The organism is Nocardia cyriacigeorgica (assembly GCF_005863245.1).
GTDB lineage: Bacteria > Actinomycetota > Actinomycetes > Mycobacteriales > Mycobacteriaceae > Nocardia > Nocardia cyriacigeorgica_C.
Genome location: NZ_VBUT01000013.1, coordinates 68,879 through 91,767, shown reverse-complemented (window position 1 = coordinate 91,767; position 22,889 = coordinate 68,879). Strand labels below are relative to the sequence as shown.

Below are 22,889 nucleotides of genomic sequence, written 5' to 3'. Positions count from 1 at the left end.
GGGGCGCAAGGAGAAATGTCGCAACATCGGCTTCGGTCGTAAGCGAGGGGATGTCCTCGCGACGGTCCTCGTAGGAAGAGGCGGTACATGTCAGAGCACCTCACGCCGGCGAGTGGTCCGGGCGTTCAGCATCCGGCCACGGGGCCGGGACCCGTGGATCAGCGGCGAGGTCACCGTCGAACCTGGATCATCGTCGGTGCGGTTTTCGCCGTCCTCGTCGTGTCGATCGCCGGTCTGCTGATCTTCAACTCCTCGTCGAATGAGGGCACGTATTCAGCCGACGGTGTCACCAACGCCTGTGATCTCGTCGATTTGACCGTGCTCGAGCAGTGGACCGCTCCCCGGGGTGAGACGACGCATATCGAATCCGGGGCCGCACCGATCACCATGCTGCAGTGTGCCGCCGAGAACGGATACTCGGATCGCTCGCGCATGGCCTCGATTGATATGACGGCGACAGTCGACGATGCGCCGTCGGTCGGTATTCAGCCGAGGGAAGTGCCGCTGCCCGACAGCGTCGGCGAGCCGGGCGCAGAACGCGGCGAAGTCCCCGGTATCGGCGAGCACGCCGAGTACATCTGGTCACCGGGAAGTGAATCCCACGGATCCTTCGCCGATTCCTACCAGGCGGCCGTCTATCAGCTGAACGTTCGAGACGACAACTTGAAACTGTCCGTCACGATCCAAGTCATAGGTGACCGGGACTCGAAGTCCGATCTGTCGGCTGTAGTGCACGATCAGGCTCGCCTCGTGATGGAGAGGCTGCGCAAATAGCCGGTGCCACAAGGGTTCACCGGCGGCGAGGTGACGACGTTGCAGAGGTACGACACCTCATCAGGAGCTGTCCGAGGCGCAGGTCGTCGTAACCGGTACCGGCCAATGCCTCGAAGGCGCTTCGGCACCCGATGCCGGTGATTGACGGGCAGTCGGCGGCGGGGGAGTGTGGAGCGATGACGGGAGACCTGACGCGGCACGGTGTCGAACTGTCCAATCTCGATCAGCCGCTGTTCGACGGGGCCGAGGCGAGCAAGGGTGATCTGCTGAACTACCTGGAGTTCGCCGGCGAGCGGCTGCTGCGCGTGCTTCGCGGCCGGCCGCTGTCGGTGGTGCGGGTGCGGCCGGGGCAGGAGCCGTTCATGCAGAAGAATCTTCCGAAGAACACGCCCGACTGGGTGCGGAGGACGACGGTGTGGGCGCAGAGTTCACGGCGCGAGATCAGCTACGCGCTGTGCGAGGACCTGCGGACATTGATCTGGTTCGGCAATCAGCGCGCGGTCGAATACCACCCGACCCTGTTCTTCGCCGATTCCGCACCCGAACCGACCCACCTCGTGCTCGACCTCGACCCCTCACCGGGCCAGACCTTCGCCGACGCGGTCGCCGGTGCGCGGCTGATCCGGGAGGCCCTGGCCGCGGACGGGCTGGCGGGTGCGGTGAAGACGAGCGGCTCCAAAGGTCTGCACGTCTTCGTGCCCGTCGTGGCCGGCATCGATGTCGAGGATGCCGCCGCCGCCACACGTGCGGTCGCGGCCCGGGCCGAACGCATCGACCCCTCGGTCGCCACGACCGCCTTCATCCGCGACGACCGTCACGGCAAGGTCTTCCTCGACGCCACCCGCTCCGGCGGCGCCACCGTGGCCGCGGCCTACAGCCCGCGCATCCGTCCCGGCGTTACGGTCTCGTTCCCGCTGCGCTGGTCGGACCTGGACAACGTCGCACCCGCCGATTTCACCCTGCGGACCGTGCCGGACCTGATCGGCGACACGGACCCATGGCAATCGGAAATGCCTGCCCCGCAAGAACTTCCCCGCGACTTGGTCGAGGAAGGTCACACCATTCCGGTGGCCAGGGTGCAGGCCATGCACGAAGGCAAGCGGCGAGCACGGGCTCGGCGGGAAGAGTAACCGGCGGCCATATCCGTTATTGAACCTGGCCTCAGATTCAACTCATGCCGTAGGATCAGTCCATGCCTTCCGCGAGCACAGTGGACATCCCCGTCGGCGACCTGACCTTCGACGTGCTGATCTCTGGCCCGCAGGACGGTATTCCCTTGGTCGCACTGCACGGATTCCCGGAAAGCGCGGCCACCTGGGGCAAGATCACTCCTCTGCTTACAGCAGCGGGGTACCGCGTGATCGCGCCGAATCAGCGCGGATACTCGGCTGGCGCGCGCCCGGAAGGTGTGGACGCGTACCGGATCGAGTGCCTGGTCGCCGACGTCGTCGGGCTGCTCGATGCGCTCGGTGTGCCCGATGCGCATCTCGTCGGTCACGACTGGGGTTCGGCTGTCGCCTGGCAGGTCGCCGGGCGTCATCCGAGCCGGGTGCGCAGCTTGACCGCGATCTCCGTCCCGCACCCCACGGCCTTCGGCTGGGCACTCCGCGAGGATGACGACCAGCGGCAACGCTCGGCGTACATGGGGTTGCTCCGGCAGGAGGGCAAGGCCGAGAAAGTGTTGTCGGAGGACGATTTCCGCCGACTGCGCGCGATGTTCGGCGGCCGCGTCGCCCCCGAGTTCGTCGACGAGCACATTCGTGTCCTCCGCGGCGCGGGCGCCCTCACCGGCGCCTTGAACTGGTACCGCGCGATGACCAGCGACTTCGGCGATATCGGCCCCACCACAGTGCCGACCACCTACGTCTGGAGCACCGACGACACCGCACTCGGCCGCGCGGGCGCCGAGCGCTGCGGCGAATTCGTGGATGCGCCATACGAGTTCGTGGTGCTCGAGGGCGGCAGTCACTGGATCCCGGAGGAGCGCCCCGAAGAACTGGCGCAGGCGATCCTCGCGCGTGCCGGATCCTGACCGGCGCGCGGTGTTGTCCCGGCGTGTGCCGGGATCACCGCCCCGGAACCCGACGTTGCCGGTCGACCGGCTCGCCGGGATGCAGCTGCTGCTGGAGCTGGGTGACCGCGTCGTCGTCGAGATCGGCATCGATGACCGCGGCTGCCCAGTCCCAGTGCGGTGTCGACCAGACGTAGTGCAGTGGACCCCATCGTGGTGTCCAGCCCTCGGCGGTACGTGGCCGGCGCGACAGCAGTGTCCGGCGGCTGTGCGCGTCGAAGGCGCCGGTGTCCGGGTCGCGGAACGGGACGGATTCGGGGGTGAAGTCCACCGGCACCCGTGTGGTGATCGGTGCGGACGTGACGGTCTCGGCGAACCATCCGGCCTGCTCACGTTGTACGGCCGCGCGCTGCTCTTCGAGCAGCTGCTGATACTGCTGGGGCGTGTACACCGGCCCATCCCAACGGAACAGGGCTTCATCGACCTCCGCGCCGATGACCGGATCGACGAATCGCGCGCCGCGACCGCCTGCTTCGGAATGGAAGCCGAGCATCTGACCGGACTCGATATCCACCCAGATCCGCAGCGGATGCGGTTTACCGGGCGGCGGAGCCAGCTCGAGGTCCAGCATCGCCGCCCGGCGAACTCGGTTTCCCCCACATCCCCGGCCGGGCGGGTGAAATCGTTGCCTTGCCAGTCGGCGGCGCTGCGGCGCTGCACCAGGAATTGGTTCGGCCCCAGGTAGATCACGCGGTCGACCGAGCCGGTTCGAGGACGCTGCGCATCGACGGTGAAGTCCCAGGCCTGGGCACCGTCGGTGATGAAGACCAGGCCGCCGTCCTCCCGTTCGACGCGGAGCCGATCACCGTGCCGCCACACCCGGCAGCCGTCGCCGACCGGTATCACCATCTGATCCGAATGGCCCGCCCAGCCGAAGCCGGCGGGCTCGCCGCCACGGACCTCGCGAACCGTCCCGTGCAGGGATATCTGCGGAACGGTGGTGAGCGCTGTCAGGACCTCCAACCAGGTCGTCATCGCGCCAGCCTAGCCCCACAACACATGTGGGGCCGGTGAGCACGGCCGACCGCCACGCCGTCCGGTGAACAGCCGACCGCCAACCCATACGTCTGGCACTCTGTGCGGCAGGCCCCGTCAGCGCCGCTCGAGCTCGACCTGCTCCACCTCGCGCGCGATCACTTCCGGACGTTGCGGCGCGAACCAGGTCCGGTAGAACACGATCGACAGTGCGGTGAGAGCGCCGAGGATTGCGATGCCGAAGGGCACCGGGTGCGTCGCCATGGGCATCGCGAAATAGCGGATGCACAGCAGCACCGCTGCGAATGTGGCTGTTCCAATCGCTACCACCAGGCCGCGCTGACGGTCCCAGCCTCGGTCGGGGTCGCGCAGGGCGGACTCGATCGTCAGGCAGAACGCGGCGCCCGCGACGAGGTCGATGCCGTAATGCGCGCCGAGGCCGAGCGTCGCGGTCAGGGTGCACACCAGCCAGAAGGCGCCGCCCCAGCGCAGCCAGAGGGGTCCGCGGCGGGTGTGGATGAACAGCGCGAGGGCCCACGCGGTGTGCAGTGACGGCATGCAGTTGCGTGGTGTGATGCCGTCGAAGGGCATCGATTCGACCGAGGCAGGAAGCGCTGGAACGACATTCGGCCAGACGTCGGCAAGTTCCATGCCATTGCCCCACGGTCCGAACGCGAGCACAGGACCTACCACCGGGAAGAGCACATAGAAGATCGGACCGATGAGCCCGATGGCCAAGAACGTGCGCACCAGGTGGTGCTGCGGCCACGAACCCGTGGTCACGTGGCGCAACTGCCAGACGGCGACGACGATGGCCGCCACCGGAAGCTCGAAGTACACCCACCGCACCACTCCGGTGGGTATCGGCCCGGCCACGTCGAGCGCATGCCCGACCACCCAGGCGGGGCTGCCGAGGGCACGATCGGCCAACTCCACATACGGATCGAGGACCTGCGGACACGCCCAGGCGGTGATGTCCAACCAGATGTCGCCGACCTTCGTCGCGAGGATGAGCAGCGCACCGAGCGCGATCGTCCGCAGTGCCGTCCGCCGTCGTTCACCGCTCCACCGCAGGGCGACGATCACCGCCAGCGCCGTCAGCACGATGGTCGGCCCGTTACCGACGGTGAACGGACGACCGTCGAGGCTCCGCACCGCCACGAAGATCAGATCGATGGCGACCGCGGCGGCCAGGGCACCCACCCGCACCCGGGCGGTGACACCGATCAGCGCCAGCAGGAACCCCGCCCACGGTGTCGTCGCCGACTTGGGTGTGCCGATGTAGTCACGAAGGAGGCTGGTCAACGGACCCAAGGCGTGAATGTGCGCGGCCATGAGCTGCCCCGCGACGAGCACGAGCAGCGCGGCGGCAACGCCGCCCCACACCACGAACGGCAGAATTCGACGTTCCCGCCCTGCCCCGGTCGGCTCCGGAGGTGAGGTCGAACTGCCGTGCGTGTCGTGAATAAGCATTCGGACATCGTAAATAGGCCGTGAACGCGGTGCGACGGTGCACTGAACGCAGGCCGGCGTCGGATTGTCGAATGCGAAAACGCCTGGGCGCGAGGAGGGAACGTCCGCTCGGCATCCCCGGTGCTCGCCGAGGCCCTATCAACCGGGCGAAGACGCCTGGTCCGGCGCCCCGCGACGTCACGCGCCGTTGCCCGCCCGGCAGGGGCAGGTGCACGCACTCTCAGGACTCGATGGCCCTACTGATCGCCGATGAGCTCCGGCGGAAGGAACATCGTGCCCAGCTGCGCCGCGATCGCGCTGGTGTGCTCGACGATGCGCTCGGCGTCGACGTCGAGGACGCCGGTGCGCCAGGCCGAGAGCAGTTCGATGAAACCGCCGATGCCCGCCAGGGTGCTCATCCGGATGGCGGTCTCGTCGACGCCGGGGCGCAGGTAGGGCCAGGCGGTGGCGATGAGCAGGTTGGTCGCGTCGGTGAGCATGGTTTTGCGGCGCTGCTCCAGGACGGCGCTGCCCGCGTGGTCGGCGAGCAGGATTCTGGCGTGGCCACGCGGGTCGGACTGCAACTCGACCGAGCGGGCGATGGCGGCGCGCATGATCTCGAGCGGCGTGCGGTCCGCGTTCTCGGCGACGACGCAGGCCAGCTCGGCGAAGACCTCCGCGCACACTTCGTCCCACACCACAGCCAGCAGTGCGTCGCGGTCGGCGAAGTGCTCGTAGAAGTAGCGGTCGTTGAGGGAAGTCCGCTGACAGACGCCGCGCATGGTGACCGCGGCCCACCCGTTGTCGATCCAGATGTCGAGGGCGGCTTCGACCAGGCTGGTCCGCCGCTGCGCCCTGCGCTCGTCGGCGGTCAGCCCGCCCCAGGTCCTGGCCGGTGCGCGCACATCCATGGTTGACAAAGTACTCCGTCGCGAGCCTAATTGGTGTCAGGTGCGGCCAATGGTGGCGATTGCCACCAATTCGAGCCCCGCCGTCGAAGGAGTTCGAACAATGACGTTCGCCTATCCCGATATGCTCGACACGATTCGGGCCAGGCAGTGGGCGCTGGCCGATATCGATTGGGACGCTCCGGGCGCCGACACGATCACCGACGAGCAGCGTCCCCGGCTGGCCACCTTCATGGCCGACCTGGTGTGGATCGAACACGTGGGTGCCCGCGGCTTCGCCGCCCTCGTGCACCAGGCCCCACCGGGGCCACTGCGGGAGATCTACCGGTACTTCCACGCCGAGGAGCAGAAGCACGCCAACGCCGAACTGGCGCTGATGCGACGGTGGGGGATGCTCGACGGTGACGCGATGCCGGTGCCCAACAAGAACATCCGCCTCGTCATCAGCTGGCTCGACCGTTACGCCGACCAGCTGTCGCTGCCGGTGCTCGGCACGGTCATCCCGTCGCTGGAGACCGCGTTGGACGGCGCGCTGGTGAAATTCCTGCTGGACGAGGTCGAGGACCCGGTGTGTCACGAGGTGTTCCGGCACATCAACAGTGACGAGTCGCGGCATCTGGCTGTCGGCTTCCAGGTGCTCGAACAGCTCGGGGCGGGTCCGCTGCGCCGGATCGTCATCGAGACGGCCGGTTTCGCGGTCCGTCCGTCGTTCGTGCTCGGCGCGCTGCTGTACGCACCGCTGCTGTCGCGGATGTCGACGAACATCATCGCGCTCGGACTCGACGAGGAGAAGCTGTGGCAGGCGGTGCGCCGTTACGAGAACGTCGGCGAGCGCAGCCCGTCGATCCGGCGGATGCCGCTGTATCACGTGGTGAAGATGCACGGTAAGGCCACCATCCATCGGCGTCAGCCGTTCCAGCTGCTGGCCGATGTGTCCAATGCGTGTATCGACCGGTTCCCGGTGCGCGTGCTCGGCCGCAGGCCGTCGTGGTCGGACGAGCTGACCTACGACCCGGTGGCGAAATGACCACCCCGCGGTTCGCGGAGACGTTCACTGGTCCGCAGCTGCACCGCAAGGCGTTCGTTCCGCGCCACGAATTCACCGGCCGGCGGGTCGCGATCATCGGTACCGGTGCGGCGGCGGCGCGGCTGCTGCCGGGAATCGCCGCGGAGGCGCAGCGGGTGACGGTGTTCCAGACCGATGCGGTGTGGGTGCTGCCGCGGGCGCCGCTGCCCGCTGCGGTGCTGCGGCGGGCTCCCGACCGGTTCGTGCGGCTGATCGCGCGCGTCAACCTGCGCCTTCAGGTGCGTGATTCGTGGCTGCGGCACCGGCTCACGCCCGATGAGGCCGCGGGCGTCGCGGTGCACAACAGCTACTACCGGACCCTGAGACAACCGCATTGCACCCTGGTGACCTGGCCGATCGCGCGGCTGGTCCCGCTGGGTGTGCGCACCGTCGACGGGATCGAACACCGGGTCGACATCATCGTCTACGCCGAGGACGCCGGGCATATCGTGCGCAGGGTCGCCGGCCCGGGCCGCACACACACTCCGCCCGAACTCACCACCGCTGTCCTGCCCACTCGGTCGAAGGAGATCGCATGACCACCGCCGTCGATCACGAGATCATCATCGTCGGTGCCGGGTTCTCCGGCATCGGTGCGGCGATCGCGTTGCGCAACGCCGGGTTCGACGACTTCCTGATCGTCGACGACGCCGACGGCGTCGGCGGGACCTGGCACTGGAACACCTATCCCGGTGTCGCCGTGGATATTCCCTCGTTCAGCTACCAGTTCTCCTTCGAGCAGCGCACCGATTGGTCGCGGGTCTACGCGCCGGGGCACGAGCTCAAGGCCTACGCCGAATCGTGTGTCGACAAATACCGGCTGCGCCCGCGAATTCGCTTCGCCACCACCGTGTCCGGCGCGGACTTCGACGAGGACGGCGATCGCTGGATCCTGCACATCGCCGGCGGTGACGACCTGACCGCGCGTTTCGTGATCAGCGCGACCGGCGTGCTCACCCGGCCCAAGCTCCCCGATATCGCCGGGATCGACCGCTTCGCCGGCGTCACGATGCACACCTCCCGCTGGGACCACAGCCAGGACCTGCGCGGCAAGCGCGTCGCGATCATCGGCACCGGCGCCTCGGCCGTGCAGGTGATTCCCGAGATCGCACCGCGGGTAGCGCATCTGACGGTGTTCCAGCGCACCCCGATCTGGTGCCTGCCGCGCCCCGATATGCCGTTGCCGCTGCCCGTGCGCCTGGCGATGAGAATCCCGGGCGGACGCACACTGACCCGGCTGGTGAGCCAGACCTACGTCGAATTCACCTTCCCGCTCGCCGCCCACTTCTACCGTTCCCTTCCGACCGCCGCGATCGGCGAACGCGCAGGTCTGGCCCATCTGCGGCGCCAGGTGAAAGACCCCGCCGTGCGGGAGGCGCTGACGCCGAAATACGCGCTCGGCTGCAAACGGCCCAGCTTCTCCAACGACTATCTGTCGACCTTCAACCGGTCCAACGTCACGCTGGAAACCACGCCGATCAGCGAGATCACGCCTACCGGTGTGCGTGTCGAGTCCGGCGCCGAACACACCGCCGACGTCCTCATCTTCGCCACCGGCTTCAAAGTGATGGAGTCGGGCAATATGCCCACCTACGACCTGCACGGCGTCGGCGGCCGCGACCTGGAAACCTGGTGGGACGACAACCGCCTGCAAGCCTACGAGGGCGTGAGCGTCCCCGGCTTCCCCAACTTCTTCTCCATCATCGGCCCCTACGGCTACAACGGCGCCTCCTACTTCACCCTCATCGAGAACCAGACCCGCCACATCCTGCGCTGCCTGCACCACGCCCGCGCCACCGCCGCCGCCCGCATCGAAGTCACCGAGGAAGCCAACGACCGCTACTTCCGCGAGATGCTCGCCCGCCGCGGCGGCCAGGTGTTCTGGCAGGACAGCTGCGCCACCGCCAACAGCTACTACTTCGACAAGCACGGCGATGTGCCCTTGCGGCCCGTGTCGACTCTCGAAGCCGCTTGGCGCAGCGGGCATTTCCCATTGGAGGACTATGTCTTCAGCTGAGCGAGAAACCTCTCATAATTGTGCAGCCGGTCCCTGCCGTGCTCAGCGGAATGCGGCGGCGTGGGCGGTGGCCCACTGGGCGAAGGTCCGCGGTGGGCGGCCGAGCAGCTGTTGCACTGTCGGGCGGACGACAGATTCGTCGATGGCGCCGTTGACGTAGAAGTCGAAGAAGGCGTCGACGTATTCGACGGGGGTGGTCTCGAGCATTTGGGCGCGGGCCTGGTCGTCGGTGAGCCCGATGCAGGTGAGGGGGCGGCCGGTGGCCTCGGCCAGGATCGCCACCTGCTGGGCGGGGGTGAGTGGTTCCGGGCCGGTGGGCCAGAGGATCTCGCCGTGGTGGGTGTTGCCGCGCAGGATGGTGGCGGCCACCGCGCCGAGATCCTGTGGATCCAGGCTGGCCGTGCACACCTCGGGGAACGGCGCCCGGATCACGTCGCCGTCGCGCAACTGGGGGAGCCAGCGCAGCGCGTTGGAGGCGAATGCGCAGGGCCGCAGGATGGTCCATGCCGCACCGCATTCGGTGGTTTCCTGCTCGGAGGTCATCATGTAGCGGGTGATGGCGTTGGCGATGTCACCGGTCGCCGCGGAAACACCGGAGAGTTGCACGATGTGCTCGACGCCCGCCTTCGCCGCCGCCTGCGCGACGCCGGAATAGCCGGGCAACAGGAACAGCGCCCGCACCTGGTCGAAACTCAGCGTCTCGGGCACGGAGAGATCACCCGCCACGGCTTCCACGCCCGCGGGCACCGTGGCGCGCCGGGGATCGCGTACCAGCGCCCGCACCGGTTCGCTGTCCGCCGCCAAGGCCCGCACAACTTCCGCGCCGACATTGCCGGTCGCACCTGTCACGAGAATCATTGCACCAATACTTGTGGAACAGAGCCGGTTTCGCACGTGGTGGTGCAGCTTCCTGCACACGATCGTGCAGCGTCTTCCGTTTCGCCGGCGATGCCCGGTGGGCAGCATGGTCGCCATGGATCGCCTGGACGTCATCGACACCTGCACGCGCATGGCCTGGCATGTGGACCATCGCGAATGGGACGAGCTCGCTACTGTTTTCACCGACCGGGTGCGGTTGGACTACACCAGCCTCAACGGTGGTGAACCGGTCACCCTGTCTCCGGCGCAGCTCGTCGCCGCATGGCGGGACACTCTGGGCGGGTTCGCCGCCACCCAGCACCTGCTGGGCAATCACCTGGTCACCATCGACAGCGACGCGGCGGTGTGCACCGCCTCCTTCCAGGCCACCCACCGCGGGTCCGAGGCGTTCGGCGCGACGCTGTGGACGCTGGGCGGCAGCTATCGCTTCGATCTCGTCCGCTCCGCGGGTGGCTGGCGGATCAGCGGCATCGTGATGACGGCGGCATGGGGCGACGGCAACCGCGGGCTACTGCCCTGAGCAGAGAGAAGAAGGAGAACCGGAAACCATGAAGGTCGAATTCGACAGTGACGGCGCCACCCTCGTCGGCAATCTGTTCCTGCCCGCCGGCCGGGAACGGCCGCCCGGTGTGGTGGTCGCCGGGACGTGGACCAGTGTCAAGGAGTTGATGGCCGATCGCTACGCCCGGCGGCTGGCCGAGCACGGGTACGCGGCGCTGTCGTTCGATTTCACCGGGTTCGGTGAATCGGGAGGCGAACCGCGCGATGTCGAGAACCCGGCGCGCAAAGTCCGCGACATCCACCACGCGGTGAGCTTCCTGGCCGCACACCCGTCCGTCGACGGTGAGCGTCTCGGCGCTCTCGGCATCTGTGCGGCGGCGATGTACATGTCGGACAACACCGCCGGCGACGCCCGGGTGAAATCGCTCGCGCTGGTGGCGCCGTGGCTGCACGACGCCGCGGTCTGCGAACAGGCGTACGGCGGCGCCGACGCGGTCGCCGCCAAGCTCGAGCTCGGGCGCGCGGCGCGAGCGCGCTACGACGAGACCGGCGAGATCGAGTACGTGCCGGTGGTCAGTGCCACCGACGAACGCGCCGCCATGCCGTACGACATCGATTTCTACCTCAACCCCGCACGCGGTGGAATTCCCGCCTGGCCCAACCGTTTCGCCGTGATGTCCTGGGTCGACTGGCTGACCTACGACTCCATCTCCCTCGCCCCGCGCATCACCCGGCCCACCGTGCTGGTGCACAGCGAGGACGCCGCCATCCCGCAGGGCGCACATCGTTTCCACGCCGGACTTGCCGGGCCGAAGGACATCTACTGGACCCAGGGCACCCAGTTCGACTTCTACGACACCGAACCCCAGGTCGGCGTGGCCGTCGACACCGTCGCCGCGCACTTCGGCCGGACATTGTGAATCCGGTCCGCGCGCCCGTCAGAGCCAGTGGCGTTGTTTGGCCAGCAGGGCCGCCTGAAACCGGGTGTGCGCGCCGAGCCGATCCATCAGATCGGCCACGTGCGAGCGAAACTTCCGTACCGACACATTGAGCGCCCGTGCCGCCGATTCGTCGGTGGCATGGCGGGTGAGCGCGTCCAATACCTGCTGCTCGAACGGCGAGACCGGGAGTTCGTCGACGTCGTGGGCGCGTTCCCAGATCCGGTCGAACGCGTCCGCGAGCAGCCCGACCACACCGTTGCCGCGGATCTGCAACACGCCGGCCGCCGGTTCGGCGAGGTCGGCCGGGACGAAGGCGACCGACTGGTTGACCAGCGTCAGCGGCCGGATGGGTTCGGCGGTGGCCCGGTGGAGATCGCCGAGGGCGTGCCGGCGGCGGGCGTCGTCTGCCTGCCGCGCGTCCGCCATGGCCCGCAGGGGCACGACGGTCCGACTGCGTAATCCGGCCGCGAGCAGATGCTCGTGCCGGGTGCCGAGCAGGTGCTCGTGCCGGGAAGGGTGGTGCGGCGCGTGCGGCCGCAGGGTGCGGAGTTCGCCGGGATGATCGGCCAGCACCGCGTGGATTCGCCGCGCGGCCGCCGCCCCGTGCGGCAGCTGCTCGATCATGCTCGCGGGGCGTCCCGTGCGATGTTCCTCGGTCAGCTCCCGCAACGCGTCCCAGGCCGCGGTGAGCCCCTCGAACTGGCGCTGCGCCTGCGTGATTCGCCGCCGCACCAGCAGATCCACCGCCACGTCCGGTGATACCGCCGTCAGGTTCTCGTTCACCAGGCCGAGCGTGCGCAGTTCGCCGATCACAGTGCGCGTCTCGGACTCGACCTCCACCGCCCGGCGCGCCTGCCCGGACGGACGGGTGCGCAGCAGATGGCGATACACCCGTTCCTGCTCGGCGGTCAGCCCGAGTCTGGCCAGGCTCATGCCCGGTGCCTGCCGGTCACGGCGGACTCTGTGCGCCGCGGCGATCGACCGCGTTCGAGCCACGCTTCGGCGATCAACAGCGACAGCGTCCAGCCGAGCCAGGTGCCGATTCCGGCGATGGCCTGCACGAGCTGGGTCTCGTCCCCGTGGAAGGTGGATTCCAGGTGCGGGCTCAGCACGAGCAGCAGCACGGCGCCGAGCACCCTGTTGAGCATGATGGACAGGGTGAGCGCGACGCTGCGGATCATCCAGCGGCGATGCTCGGCGAAGCGGCGTTGCCGCGCCATCCGCCAGCCGATCAGCGTGGTGAGCAGCCACAACGTCGCCAGCATGACATTGCTGACGCGCGCGACCGGGCCGAACGGACTGGTCGCGCCGATCACCAGGCCGGCCAGTCCGGCGGGCAGCACACCGGCGAGGATGTACCAACGACCCAATCGCCGATGTGTCGCGGGATGCTTGCGCCGGAACCACGGCCACACTTGGAAGCCACAGACGAGGATGGCGATCGAGCCGCAGAACACGTGCACGACGAGCATCGGATAGTGCGGTGCGAACCCCGGGTCCGGCACCCGCGACCGGTCCGGATCCAAGGTGAGATACGGCGGCAGAGAGAAGGCGACGAATGCGAACGTGAGCACCAGCAGCGGTCCCACCCAGGGCCGCTGCCACCATCGTGACGGATTCGTTTCGGGGACAACGGCATTCGAATGCCTGGTGGGTACTGCCATGGTGGAATCACCCCGGACGGCGAAAACGGATGTATTTGCGTATACAATACGCATTGCGTATTGCATACGCAATGCGAGGCTAGGGAGTGCATATGGCCGAGGAACCACCGCGCGTGGCACAGCTGCTGTGGTCAGGAGCTCGACGCTCGGGCCGTGGCCGGCGACCGGCGCTGAGCCTGGAGCGGATCGTCGAGGAAGCCATCGCCATCGCCGACGCGGACGGGATCGCCGCACTGTCCATGCAGCGCGTCGCCACTCAGCTCGGCGCGGCGACCATGTCGCTGTATCGGCACGTGCCGGGCAAAGACGAACTCGTGGCCCTCATGCTCGACGCCACGATGGCCGAACCACCCGACCTCCCTCGCGACGACTGGCGCGCTGCGGTGGAACACTGGGCTCGCCTGACCCGCGACCTCTACCTGCGCCACCCGTGGGTGCTGGTGGCCGGCGCAAGCAACCGCTGGATGGGCCCGAACGAAGCCGCCTGGGGCGAGGCCGCGATGAGCGCGCTGCTGGCGGCCGGACTACCGCCGGACGGGATCTCCGACATCGTCCTGTCCATCAACGCCTTCGTCGGCGGTGCCACCCGTCTCGGCATCGACCCGACCCGCGGCCGTGACGCACCCGGCCACGTCGGCCCAGCCCTCGACCCGGAGATGATCCGCCGGTACGGGCAGCCCGAGCGTTATCCGATTTTGCTGGCCGCGCTCGGCGCGAGCCCCGCGGATGACCGCGACGCTCGCGCGGTCGCCGAGGACGTCTTCGAATTCGGTCTCGCCAAACTGCTCGACGGCATTGCGGCGCATCTCGAGGCCTCGGACTCCTGAGCTTCGGACCGGCCCCGGCGTGCGTCGCGCACGGTATCGCCGCGAATATGTTCCCCGCGACGCCGCACCGTGCCCTCGGCGACGCCAACCGCCCCAGCCTTCGCGTTACCTGTGTCTCGCGGCCCGCGCCGAGCTGATCTCGCTGCCGATGAAGCCGGCCAACATGTTCACCGTGCGGCTGCCCACCCGTCAGTCGGGGCCGGTTCGCTGGTCGAGGCTGTGCTGCAGTTCGGTATTGAGTCGTTGTGCTTCGGCGAGTTGGTCTTCGAGGATGACGATGCGGCAGGCGGCGTCGAGGGTGTTTCCGGCGTCGACGAGTTCCCGGACGCGGGCGGCCAGGCGTAGCTGGTAGCGCGAGTAGCGGCGGTGCCCACCCGCGGAACGTTGCGGGGTCAGCAGTTCCGCGGCGTCGAGGCCGCGCAGGAACGCGGGTGTGACGCCGAGAATTTCGGCGGCCCGGCCCATGCTGTAGGCGGGATAGTCATCGTCTTCGAGGCGCTCATCGGTGCGGGAAACGCCGGTCGGGTTCGTGTCGGATTGCTGCACAGCACCTCTGGGGTCAACGTCGGAGGGGCCCCGGCGCGTTGTGCGCCGGGGCCCGGGTTGCGAGGGGACTTCATTACTATTGGTCGGCCACGGGGCCGACAATGAACATCGCGTCCGAGCGTTCGTGGACGCGGAAACTGTCGAAAGTCTTCTCAGAGACCACCTCCCGAGATCGCGGATCGATTCTGCGTTACCAGCCCTCTCCTCCGGCAGTCCGGTCACGTGCCCCGGGTCTTGCTTTCGCCGGAGGAGAGGGGTCGATCGGGTGTTGCTTCCGGGCAGTTCACCTGCCCGGCCTTCTGGACTCCGCTTATCTCCAATGCCAGTGAGAATATATCGATGGTTGCAGGATGTCTACAGTCGCCGATGTAGATTTTCGATGGCCGAGACGTCTGTTTCCAGAAGCTGGGTTCAGGCGGCGGGATGGCCATCCCACGACACGAGCTTCCAGCCCTTCGCCGGGGTGCCCTTCACGACCACCCGGCCGGTGTTGTGCAACGGATCGGTCTGCAGCTTGCTCATGTCGGGGTTCGAGACGGACATGAGTGCCCAGAACATGATGGCGCCGCCGTGGGAGAAGACCACCGCGCGCTTGCTGCCACGGTCCTGGATGTCCTGAAGGGAGTCGTCCATGCGCTTCTTGAACTCGTGGCCGTTGATCGAGCCCGGGATCCTGGCATCAAGGTTGCCCTGCAACCACTGGATCGGCGCGGCCAAATAACCCTCGCGCGCATCCTTTTCGGGCGTGCCCTCGTAGATGCCTGCCTCGATCTCGTGCAGTCCGTCTTCGACGACGGTCGGATGACCACACAGCTGCGAGGTCGGCTCCGCCGTCTGCTGGGTCCGCACCATCGTCGACGCGTAGACGCCGTCGAACTTGCAATCGGCCAGCAGCTGGGAGACCGCCACGGCTTGGGCCCGCCCCTGCTCGGTCAGCTCGGGTCCGGGGACAGAAGTGTCGATCAGACCGGAACTATTGCCGGCCGATTCTCCGTGACGAACAAAGGTGAGGAACATTTCACCGGTCTGCGGTGCCGCGGCCGCGCTACCTGCTCCGGCTGCCATGAGCGCCACCGCCGCGATGATCGTGGCGATCATCGCGAACAGGCGAGACTTCATGAGGTTCATAGGGACTCCCTAGTGGATATCGGTTCGGCCCTCCTGGGGCGTCCCAGTGGCCGGAGTCACACTAAGTTCGGCGCGGCGGGGTCCCAAGAACTTCTCCCGGTGGACGGGAGGCTTCGGCCACTGTCGGCAGCCGTGGGGCGGCAGCTACCGGGCCACCGACGCCCCTCGGGACGCGCGCGAATTGGACCGCGGCCCGGCCGGCAGGCCTCGAAGTCGTCCAGCCGCAACACCTCGGGTCCGCCGTACCGGGTGGTTGTGGGTGCGCTGCATCGTCATGCTCCCGAGAGGTCTGTAGCCGGGGCGGGCGTCGGCGATGCCGAGGCGAAGGGGAAGCGGGTGCCGGTGAGGTGTTCGGAGATGCCCCAGAGCCGTGCGGCGGTGTCCGGATTCTCGGCCACGGGGGATATTTCGCCCACCGTCGCCGGACCGCGAACACCGCCGAAGCGGCTCGGGCCGACGAAACTGCCGCCGGGGACGTCGCCGACGGCCGCCAGCAGGGTGGGAAGCGCACCGGCGTCGGGTCCCTGGGCGAGTAATGGTGTGAAGAGGGTCGACAGGGCGTCGAGGAGTCGGTTGCCGCTGGTGATCCGGAAGCCGGTGGAGGCCCAACCGGGGTGCGCGGTGGTCGCGATGACCGGCGAGCCGGCCGCGCTCAGGCGGCGTTGTAGTTCGGCGGTGAACAGCAGGACCGACAACTTCGACGCCCCATAGGCGCCGAACGGCTTGTAGGGGCGTTGCGCCCATTGCATGTCGTCGAAGTCGAGCTGCGCAGTGCGGTACGCGGTCGACGAGGTGGACACGACGCGGTCGGTGATCCGGTCCAGCAGCAGGTTCGTCAATGCGAAGGGTGCCAGGTGGTTGACGCCGAACTGGAGTTCGAAACCGTCCGCGGTGTGCTGTAGCGAGTCGGTCATCGTGCCGGCGTTGTTGATGAGCACGTCCACTGTGCTGTCGATGCTGTCCGCGAACTGCCGGACCGATGTCAGGGAGCTGAGGTCGAGCGGACGGACTTCGACCGTGCCGCTCATCTCGGCGGCGGCTGCGCGGCCTTTGTCCTGGTCTCGGACGGCGAGGATGAGCCGAGCGCCCTTGGCGGCCAGGGCGGCCGCCGCGGCACGGCCGATACCGCTGCCGGCGCCGGTGACGATGACGGTGCGGCCGGTTTGATCCGGTATCTGCGACGGCGAGGCGAGTGTGAGCATGGAGCAATGTATCCAGTGGATACAATCTAGTCAACGGAAACATCCTGGGTACACTGCCGGCATGACGCCTGACCGCCCCTATCACCACGGCAACCTGCGCCAGGCCGTTCTGGAGCACGCCACACCGGTGGTGCGTGACCGAGGAGCCTCGGAGCTGTCGCTGCGCGAGCTGGCTGCCGCCATCGGCGTTTCGCACGCCGCTGTGCGCCGCCACTTTCCTGACCGCCGGCAGCTGCACGACGCACTGGCCGTCGAAGGGTTCGCGCTGCTCGGCGCCCGACTGCGGGACGCCGTCGAATCCGCGCCCGACTACCGCGCTCAGATCCTTTCGATCGCGCGGGCCTACCTCGACTTCGTGACTTCGGAGGCGAATCTGGCTGAGCTGATGTTCGCCCACAAACATGGTGCAGGTGGCGACGCCGTGAGCGCGGCTGCCGAGGCGGCCTTTGCGCCGATGTTGCTGGTGTTCCAACGCGGCCTCGCCGACGACCTGCCGGACACGAGCCCGGAGCGGACTGCGCTGATCTTCCTTGCCACCCTTCAAGGGCTGGCCGGGCTCGTCAACTGCGGCATGGTCACCGCCGGCCAGCTCGGCGGGTTGATCGAGGAGGCTGTTGGGCAATTCCCGCAGGGGCGAGATGGACGATAACGCGGACGGGAGTAAGCACGTGACGGGGAACCTCGGGCGCTCATGCGGCCGCTCGATTCACTGGATCGTTCGTCGGCGAGGCGTTGCAGGTAGCCGGCGAATTGGCGCCGGAGCGGCTCGCAACCGACAAACAGGCTGCGGCAACGTTTTTCGCTGAACCGATGGGACTTGCAGTCTCCGTCCCGAGCGGGCCGTTCGTGCCCGTGCAAGTCAACGACGATCTGACATTCGACTTCGACGAAGACGGATCTCGTGATCGCGGACTAGGCGTACTCGGCAGGGAACCGTAAAGAGCTCGCACGGCAACGAGAAAACCCCTTCCGGCCCAGGTCGGAAGGGGTTTTTTTGGTCGGGCTGACAGGATTTGAACCTGCGACCACTTGACCCCCAGTCAAGTGCGCTACCAAACTGCGCCACAGCCCGTTGCGCCGCGTTTCCGGGCGCTCGAAGAGATTACCTCAGGGGGTGTGTGGAGAGCTAATCCGCTGGTCAGGGGCGTGTTCGGTGGGGGAGGGGGCGGCGTTGGTGTCGTGGCGAGCGTGTGTGCGGGCGTATAAATGCGGGCATGGATACTGCGGGTATCGGGGTCGAGGGGGATGAGGCGGCGCCGTCGATGGCTCGGTCGTCGCTGTTGCGGGAGTTGCCGTCGACGGCGCGGGGGTTGCGGACTCGGGGGGCGTTGGTTGCGGCGGCGCGCAAGGTGTTCGAGCGGCGGGGGTATCTGGAGACGCGGCTGTCGGACATCACGAAGGCGGCGAAGTGTTCGTCGGGGACGTTCTACACCTACTTCGCGAGCAAAGAGGAGATCTTCGCCGCGGTACTGGAACTCGCGCAGGAGGACATGATGCATCCGGGGATGCCCCGGGTGGACGATGACGCGGATCCGGCGCAGATCATCGCGGCGAGCAATCGTGCGTATTTCCTGGCTTATCAGCGCAATGCCAAGTTGATGGGGTTGCTGGAGCAGGTCGCCGGGATCGATCAGGAGTTCGCGGTGCTGCGGCGGAATCGGGCCGAGGCGTTCATGGTGCGCAATGCGCGCAGTATCGAGAATTTGCAGGATCGGGGGCTGGCCGACCCGCAGGTCGATCCGATGCTGGCGTCGCGGGCGCTGTCGGGGATGGTCAGCAGGCTCGCGTTCAATCATTTCGTGGCCGGCTACGGCGGCGCGGACAGTCCCGCGCTCGAGGACGTGATCGACACCGCGAACCGGCTGTGGGTCAACGCCCTGCGCATCCGATCCTGAAGCCGGGCCGGATCCGCAGCGATCTTCACGGATAATTCCTGAATAAACGCTGGTGAAGGCCATTTCTCGACGCAACTCTTGAAATTGACGCCGAGTTCAAATACGGTGGTTGCGATGTGGTTCACAGGTCGTGACCCCGCAGTCGGCGCGACCGCACCCGTTGATCGCCGATAACGCCGTCTTACCCGTCAGGAGCCAGGATGTCCTTGTTCGACACCTCCGAACGTGCCGAGAAGTACCGGGCGGAACTGCTCGACTTCATGGATACGCACGTCTACCCGGCCGAGGCCGTGTACGACCAGCAGATGCGTGAGTCCGGTGATCCGCACTTCCATCCGCCGATCATGGAGGAGCTCAAGGCCGAGGCCCGGCGGCGCGGGCTGTGGAACCTCTTCCATCCGCATCCGGAGTGGGGGCCGGGGCTGACCAACCTGGAGTACGCGCCGCTGGCCGAGATCATGGGCCGCAGTTTCATCGCACCGGAAGCCTGCAACTGCAATGCTCCCGACACCGGAAACATGGAGGTCCTCACGCTCTTCGGTACCGATGAGCACAAGGAGAAGTACCTGAAGCCGCTGCTGGAGGGCACCATCAGGTCGGCGTTCGCGATGACCGAGCCGCGGGTGGCCAGCTCGGACGCGACCAATGTCGAACTGTCGATGGTCCGTGACGGCGACGATTACCTGCTCAACGGGCGGAAGTGGTTCGCCTCCAACGCGATGCACAAGAACTGCAAGGTGCTGATCGTGATGGGCAAGACCGATCCGAACGCCGCCCCGCACCGCCAGCAGTCGATGATGGTGGTGCCCATCGACGCACCGGGCATCACCGTGATGCGCAACCTGCCGGTCTTCGGGTATCAGGACCGCGAGGGGCACGCCGAAATCGATTTCGACAATGTCCGGGTGCCGGCCAAGGACGTGCTGAAGGGGGAGGGTGAGGGCTTCGCGATCAGCCAGGCCCGGCTCGGCCCCGGTCGCATCCACCACTGCATGCGCTCGATCGGCATGGCCGAACGCGCACTGGAATTGATGTGCACGCGGGCGCGTTCGCGCAGCACGTTCGGCAAGCCGATCAGCGACAACGCCAATATCCAGGACTGGATCGCCGAATCGCGCATCGATATCGAGATGATCCGGCTGCTCACCCTCAAGGCCGCCTACCTGATGGACACCGTGGGCAACAAGGAAGCCCGCACCGAGATCGCGGCGATCAAGGTCGCCGCACCCAATATCGCGCTGAAGGTGGTGGACCGCGCGATTCAGGTGCACGGCGGCGGCGGCGTCACCGATGACTTCCCGCTCGCCATGGCGTGGGCGCATCTGCGCACGCTGCGGCTGGCCGACGGTCCGGATGAGGTGCACAAGCGTGCGATCGCCCGCCAGGAGCTCGGCAAGTACCGCACCGCCGAGGCCGCCGCGAACAACGGACAGCAGGTGAAGGCATGAAGGGCATCGATCTGAGCGGGCGCACCGCCGTCATCACCGGCGCCTCGCGTGGCATCGGGCTCGCCGCGGCGCAGGCCATCGCGGCCGCGGGCGGCAATGTCGTGCTCACCTCGCGCTCGCAGGACTCCGCTGACGCGGCGGCGGCCGAGGTCGGCGGCAATGCCGTCGGTGTGGCCGCGCACGCCGTGGACGAGGACGCCGCGCGCCGTTGTATCGACCTGACGCTGGAAAAGTTCGGCAGCGTCGACATTCTCGTCAACAACGCGGGCACCAACCCCGCCTACGGCCCGGTGATCGACCAAGACCACGGCCGGTTCCAGAAGACCTTCGACGTGAACCTGTGGGCACCGATCCTGTGGACGTCGCTGGCCACCCGCGCCTGGATGGGCGAGCACGGCGGCGCGGTCATCAATACCGCGTCCATCGGCGGCATGGGTTTCGAGGCCAACCTCGGCTTGTACAACGCGAGCAAGGCCGCGCTGATCCATCTCACCAAACAGATGGCGCTGGAACTGTCGCCGCGGATCCGGGTCAACGCGGTCGCGCCGGGTGTGGTGCGTACCAAGCTGGCCGCCGCGCTGTGGCAGGAACACGAGCAGCTGCTCAACGAGGCGACGGCGCTGAACCGGATCGGCGAACCCGCCGACATCGGCGCGGCCATCGCCTTCCTGGCCTCCGACGCCGCGAGCTGGGTGACCGGCGAAACCATGGTGATCGACGGCGGACAACGGCTCGGTGACGCCGCCCAGTTCCGGAAGGGCCCGGTCGCCGATGGGTGACAGCCTCGCGGTGGAGCCGGATGCGATCGCGGGCTGGCTCGGTTCGCTCGGCATCGACTTCGATGCCCCGCTGCGCTTCACCAGGATCGGCCTCGGTCAGTCCAATCTGACCTATCTGCTCACCGATGCCGCCGAGCGCCGCTGGGTGCTGCGGCGTCCGCCGCTCGGTCAGCTGCTGGCCTCGGCGCACGACGTGGTCCGCGAGGCACGCATCATCGCGGCCCTGGAAGACACCGCGGTGCCCGCGCCGCGCATCCTCGGGGTCAGCACCGACCCCGCGGTCTGCGACGTGCCGCTGGTGCTGATGGAGTTCGTCGACGGCCTGGTGATCGACACCATGGACATCGCGCGCTCGCTCACACCGCAGCGGCGCGGCGAGATCGCCATGGCGCTGCCGCGCACGCTGGCGAAGATCCATGCCGTCGATATCGAGGCGGTCGGGCTCGCCGATCTGGCCTCGCACAAGCCGTACGCGCAGCGTCAGCTCAAGCGCTGGGCGGGGCAGTGGGAACAGTCGAAGACCCGTGAGCTGCCCGAACTCGACGACCTCACCCGCAGGCTCGTCGCCGCCGTCCCGGAACAGCGCGAAATCACCCTGGTGCACGGTGATTTCCATCTGCGCAACGTCATCGCCGATCCCGAATCCGGCGAGCTGAAGGCGGCGCTGGACTGGGAATTGTCCACCCTCGGTGAACCGCTCGCGGATATGGGCAGTCTGCTGGCCTACTGGCCCGAACCCGGTGAGGAGGAGCTCGGCGGCGATTTCCCGGCCTCGACCCTGCCGGGTTTCCCGACCCGCGCGGAACTGGCCCAGGTGTACCTCACCGAAACCGGACGCGATCCGGCCGCTCTGCAGTACTGGCATGTGCTCGGTCTGTGGAAGCTGGCGGTGATCGCCGAGGGCGTGATGCGCCGGGCCATGGACGAACCACAGAACCGGGCCGCGGCGGGCACCCCGACCGTCGAGCGGATCGACGCGGTGGTGCGCAAGGCCACCGAAGTCGCCGACGCCGCCGGCCTCTGACCACATCTTTCAGGAGAATGACATGACTCAGGAAACCAGGACCGCGATCGTCACCGGCGCCGCGCGTGGCATCGGCGCGGCCGTAGCGAAGCGCCTCGCCGCCGACGGAATGGCCGTGGCGGTCCTCGATCTCGATGCCGCCGCCTGCGCGGGCACCGTCGACGCGATCACCGCGGCCGGTGGGCGCGCGCTCGCGGTCGGCGCCGATGTCGCCGACGAATCGGCGGTCGCCGCGGCCGTCGAGCAGATCACCGACACGCTCGGCGCGCCGACCGTGCTGGTCAACAATGCCGGCATCATCCGCGACAACCTGCTGTTCAAGATGACCGTCGACGATTGGGACGCGGTCATGAACGTGCACCTGCGCGGTGCGTTCCTGATGACGCGCGCGGTGCAGCAGCACATGGTCGAGGCCGGGTTCGGCCGCATCGTCAACCTGTCGAGCACCTCCGCGCTCGGCAACCGCGGCCAGGCCAACTATTCGGCCGCCAAGGCGGGCATGCAGGGCCTGACCAAGACGCTCGCCATCGAGCTCGGCAAGTTCGGCGTCACCGCGAACGCCATCGCGCCCGGTTTCATCGAAACCGAGATGACCGCCGCGACCGCCGAACGTGTCGGCGTGCCGTTCGACGAGTTCACCAAGGCCATGGCCAAGCAGATCCCGGTGCAGCGCACCGGCAAGCCCGACGATATCGCGCACACCGCGTCGTTCCTGGTCAGTGAGGGAGCGGGTTTCGTTTCCGGGCAGGTCATCTACGTCGCCGGCGGGCCGACGGACTGATCCGCCGCCAG

At 67.7% G+C, this 22,889-nt stretch carries 24 protein-coding genes and 1 tRNA gene; 15 read left to right on the top strand and 10 right to left on the bottom strand.

Translation table 11 applies throughout. The features are described from left to right. The first annotated feature begins 219 nt into the window (after nucleotides 1-219). The 3 genes from FEK34_RS27170 to FEK34_RS27160 all read left to right on the top strand — a co-directional run bounded on the left by FEK34_RS27170 (nucleotide 220) and on the right by FEK34_RS27160 (nucleotide 2,806). On the top strand, nucleotides 220-774 hold the full coding sequence (locus tag FEK34_RS27170) for a hypothetical protein (RefSeq protein WP_138452426.1): 555 nt from the start codon (nucleotides 220-222) through the stop codon (nucleotides 772-774). A gap of 176 nt (nucleotides 775-950) precedes the next feature. Continuing rightward, the gene (locus FEK34_RS27165) at nucleotides 951-1,904 is read left to right on the top strand and encodes a DNA polymerase domain-containing protein (RefSeq protein WP_138452416.1); all 954 of its coding nucleotides are present in this window, start codon (nucleotides 951-953) and stop codon (nucleotides 1,902-1,904) included. A gap of 62 nt (nucleotides 1,905-1,966) precedes the next feature. Then, on the top strand, nucleotides 1,967-2,806 hold the full coding sequence (locus FEK34_RS27160) for an alpha/beta fold hydrolase (protein ID WP_138452414.1): 840 nt from the start codon (nucleotides 1,967-1,969) through the stop codon (nucleotides 2,804-2,806). A gap of 34 nt (nucleotides 2,807-2,840) precedes the next feature. Here FEK34_RS27160 and FEK34_RS30500 read toward each other — a convergent pair whose 3' ends face one another. The 3 genes from FEK34_RS30500 to FEK34_RS27140 all read right to left on the bottom strand — a co-directional run bounded on the left by FEK34_RS30500 (nucleotide 2,841) and on the right by FEK34_RS27140 (nucleotide 6,183). Continuing rightward, complete coding sequence (locus FEK34_RS30500; RefSeq protein ID WP_212748837.1) at nucleotides 2,841-3,416, bottom strand: hypothetical protein; 576 nt, start codon at nucleotides 3,414-3,416, stop codon at nucleotides 2,841-2,843. 521 nt (nucleotides 3,417-3,937) lie between these two features. After that, the gene (locus FEK34_RS27145) at nucleotides 3,938-5,293 is read right to left on the bottom strand and encodes a phosphatase PAP2 family protein (protein WP_138452411.1); all 1,356 of its coding nucleotides are present in this window, start codon (nucleotides 5,291-5,293) and stop codon (nucleotides 3,938-3,940) included. A 236-nt stretch (nucleotides 5,294-5,529) separates the two neighbouring features. Continuing rightward, nucleotides 5,530-6,183, bottom strand: a complete 654-nt coding sequence (locus FEK34_RS27140) for a TetR/AcrR family transcriptional regulator (protein ID WP_138452409.1) — start codon at nucleotides 6,181-6,183, stop codon at nucleotides 5,530-5,532. 100 nt (nucleotides 6,184-6,283) lie between these two features. Here FEK34_RS27140 and FEK34_RS27135 point away from each other — a divergent pair, with 100 nt between their 5' ends. Genes FEK34_RS27135 through FEK34_RS27125 form a run of 3 tightly spaced genes read left to right on the top strand, consistent with a single transcriptional unit; the run spans nucleotide 6,284 to nucleotide 9,263 of the window. Next, a complete protein-coding gene (locus tag FEK34_RS27135) occupies nucleotides 6,284-7,207 on the top strand; it encodes a ferritin-like domain-containing protein (protein ID WP_138452407.1) in 924 nt (307 codons plus the stop codon). Then, nucleotides 7,204-7,785, top strand: a complete 582-nt coding sequence (locus FEK34_RS27130; RefSeq protein WP_138452405.1) for an NAD(P)/FAD-dependent oxidoreductase — start codon at nucleotides 7,204-7,206, stop codon at nucleotides 7,783-7,785. Before FEK34_RS27135 ends, FEK34_RS27130 begins: the two co-directional genes overlap by 4 nt. After that, a complete protein-coding gene (locus FEK34_RS27125; protein WP_138452403.1) occupies nucleotides 7,782-9,263 on the top strand; it encodes a flavin-containing monooxygenase in 1,482 nt (493 codons plus the stop codon). Before FEK34_RS27130 ends, FEK34_RS27125 begins: the two co-directional genes overlap by 4 nt. A 42-nt stretch (nucleotides 9,264-9,305) precedes the next feature. Here FEK34_RS27125 and FEK34_RS27120 read toward each other — a convergent pair whose 3' ends face one another. Next, nucleotides 9,306-10,112: an NAD(P)H-binding protein gene (locus FEK34_RS27120; protein ID WP_212748836.1), complete on the bottom strand. Its 807-nt coding sequence runs from the start codon at nucleotides 10,110-10,112 to the stop codon at nucleotides 9,306-9,308. 124 nt (nucleotides 10,113-10,236) lie between these two features. Between FEK34_RS27120 and FEK34_RS27115 the strand changes: the two genes are divergently transcribed. Continuing rightward, a complete protein-coding gene (locus FEK34_RS27115) occupies nucleotides 10,237-10,662 on the top strand; it encodes a nuclear transport factor 2 family protein (protein WP_138452399.1) in 426 nt (141 codons plus the stop codon). A 28-nt stretch (nucleotides 10,663-10,690) separates the two neighbouring features. Continuing rightward, nucleotides 10,691-11,563 (top strand): alpha/beta hydrolase, encoded by an 873-nt coding sequence (locus FEK34_RS27110; protein WP_138452397.1) that lies wholly within the window; start codon nucleotides 10,691-10,693, stop codon nucleotides 11,561-11,563. Between the two features lie 18 nt (nucleotides 11,564-11,581). On the opposite strand, the gene FEK34_RS27105 is transcribed toward FEK34_RS27110, so the two are convergent. Together FEK34_RS27105 and FEK34_RS27100 are read right to left on the bottom strand one after the other, a co-directional pair. Further along, complete coding sequence (locus tag FEK34_RS27105) at nucleotides 11,582-12,517, bottom strand: hypothetical protein (RefSeq protein ID WP_138452395.1); 936 nt, start codon at nucleotides 12,515-12,517, stop codon at nucleotides 11,582-11,584. Continuing rightward, a complete protein-coding gene (locus FEK34_RS27100) occupies nucleotides 12,514-13,248 on the bottom strand; it encodes a DUF2306 domain-containing protein (RefSeq protein WP_138452393.1) in 735 nt (244 codons plus the stop codon). The genes FEK34_RS27105 and FEK34_RS27100 overlap by 4 nt, the downstream gene beginning before the upstream one ends. Nucleotides 13,249-13,340: 92 nt before the next feature. Between FEK34_RS27100 and FEK34_RS27095 the strand changes: the two genes are divergently transcribed. Further along, nucleotides 13,341-14,075: a TetR/AcrR family transcriptional regulator C-terminal domain-containing protein gene (locus FEK34_RS27095; RefSeq protein WP_138452391.1), complete on the top strand. Its 735-nt coding sequence runs from the start codon at nucleotides 13,341-13,343 to the stop codon at nucleotides 14,073-14,075. Nucleotides 14,076-14,264: 189 nt separating this feature from the next. On the opposite strand, the gene FEK34_RS27090 is transcribed toward FEK34_RS27095, so the two are convergent. The 3 genes from FEK34_RS27090 to FEK34_RS27080 form a co-directional block, all read right to left on the bottom strand. Further along, a complete protein-coding gene (locus FEK34_RS27090; RefSeq protein ID WP_138452389.1) occupies nucleotides 14,265-14,621 on the bottom strand; it encodes a MerR family transcriptional regulator in 357 nt (118 codons plus the stop codon). Nucleotides 14,622-15,032: 411 nt separating this feature from the next. After that, the gene (locus tag FEK34_RS27085) at nucleotides 15,033-15,749 is read right to left on the bottom strand and encodes a histidine phosphatase family protein (protein WP_138452387.1); all 717 of its coding nucleotides are present in this window, start codon (nucleotides 15,747-15,749) and stop codon (nucleotides 15,033-15,035) included. Between the two features lie 272 nt (nucleotides 15,750-16,021). Next, on the bottom strand, nucleotides 16,022-16,951 hold the full coding sequence (locus FEK34_RS27080; RefSeq protein ID WP_138452385.1) for an oxidoreductase: 930 nt from the start codon (nucleotides 16,949-16,951) through the stop codon (nucleotides 16,022-16,024). A 61-nt stretch (nucleotides 16,952-17,012) separates the two neighbouring features. Here FEK34_RS27080 and FEK34_RS27075 point away from each other — a divergent pair, with 61 nt between their 5' ends. Then, complete coding sequence (locus FEK34_RS27075) at nucleotides 17,013-17,600, top strand: TetR/AcrR family transcriptional regulator (RefSeq protein ID WP_171048424.1); 588 nt, start codon at nucleotides 17,013-17,015, stop codon at nucleotides 17,598-17,600. 346 nt (nucleotides 17,601-17,946) lie between these two features. Here the strand turns inward: FEK34_RS27075 and FEK34_RS27065 are convergent. Continuing rightward, a tRNA-Pro gene (locus tag FEK34_RS27065) sits at nucleotides 17,947-18,023 on the bottom strand. Nucleotides 18,024-18,165: 142 nt separating this feature from the next. Here FEK34_RS27065 and FEK34_RS27060 point away from each other — a divergent pair. The 5 genes from FEK34_RS27060 to fabG all read left to right on the top strand — a co-directional run bounded on the left by FEK34_RS27060 (nucleotide 18,166) and on the right by fabG (nucleotide 22,878). Next, on the top strand, nucleotides 18,166-18,846 hold the full coding sequence (locus FEK34_RS27060) for a TetR/AcrR family transcriptional regulator (protein ID WP_249359656.1): 681 nt from the start codon (nucleotides 18,166-18,168) through the stop codon (nucleotides 18,844-18,846). A 200-nt stretch (nucleotides 18,847-19,046) separates the two neighbouring features. Continuing rightward, nucleotides 19,047-20,294, top strand: coding sequence for an acyl-CoA dehydrogenase family protein (locus FEK34_RS27055; RefSeq protein ID WP_138452380.1), 1,248 nt, complete (start codon nucleotides 19,047-19,049; stop codon nucleotides 20,292-20,294). Then, a complete protein-coding gene (locus tag FEK34_RS27050) occupies nucleotides 20,291-21,073 on the top strand; it encodes an SDR family oxidoreductase (protein WP_138452378.1) in 783 nt (260 codons plus the stop codon). The genes FEK34_RS27055 and FEK34_RS27050 overlap by 4 nt, the downstream gene beginning before the upstream one ends. Beyond that, complete coding sequence (locus FEK34_RS27045; protein ID WP_138452375.1) at nucleotides 21,066-22,097, top strand: phosphotransferase family protein; 1,032 nt, start codon at nucleotides 21,066-21,068, stop codon at nucleotides 22,095-22,097. The genes FEK34_RS27050 and FEK34_RS27045 overlap by 8 nt, the downstream gene beginning before the upstream one ends. A 22-nt stretch (nucleotides 22,098-22,119) precedes the next feature. After that, nucleotides 22,120-22,878 (top strand): 3-oxoacyl-ACP reductase FabG, encoded by a 759-nt coding sequence (fabG, locus tag FEK34_RS27040; RefSeq protein WP_138452372.1) that lies wholly within the window; start codon nucleotides 22,120-22,122, stop codon nucleotides 22,876-22,878. The last annotated feature ends 11 nt before the right edge of the window (nucleotides 22,879-22,889 follow it).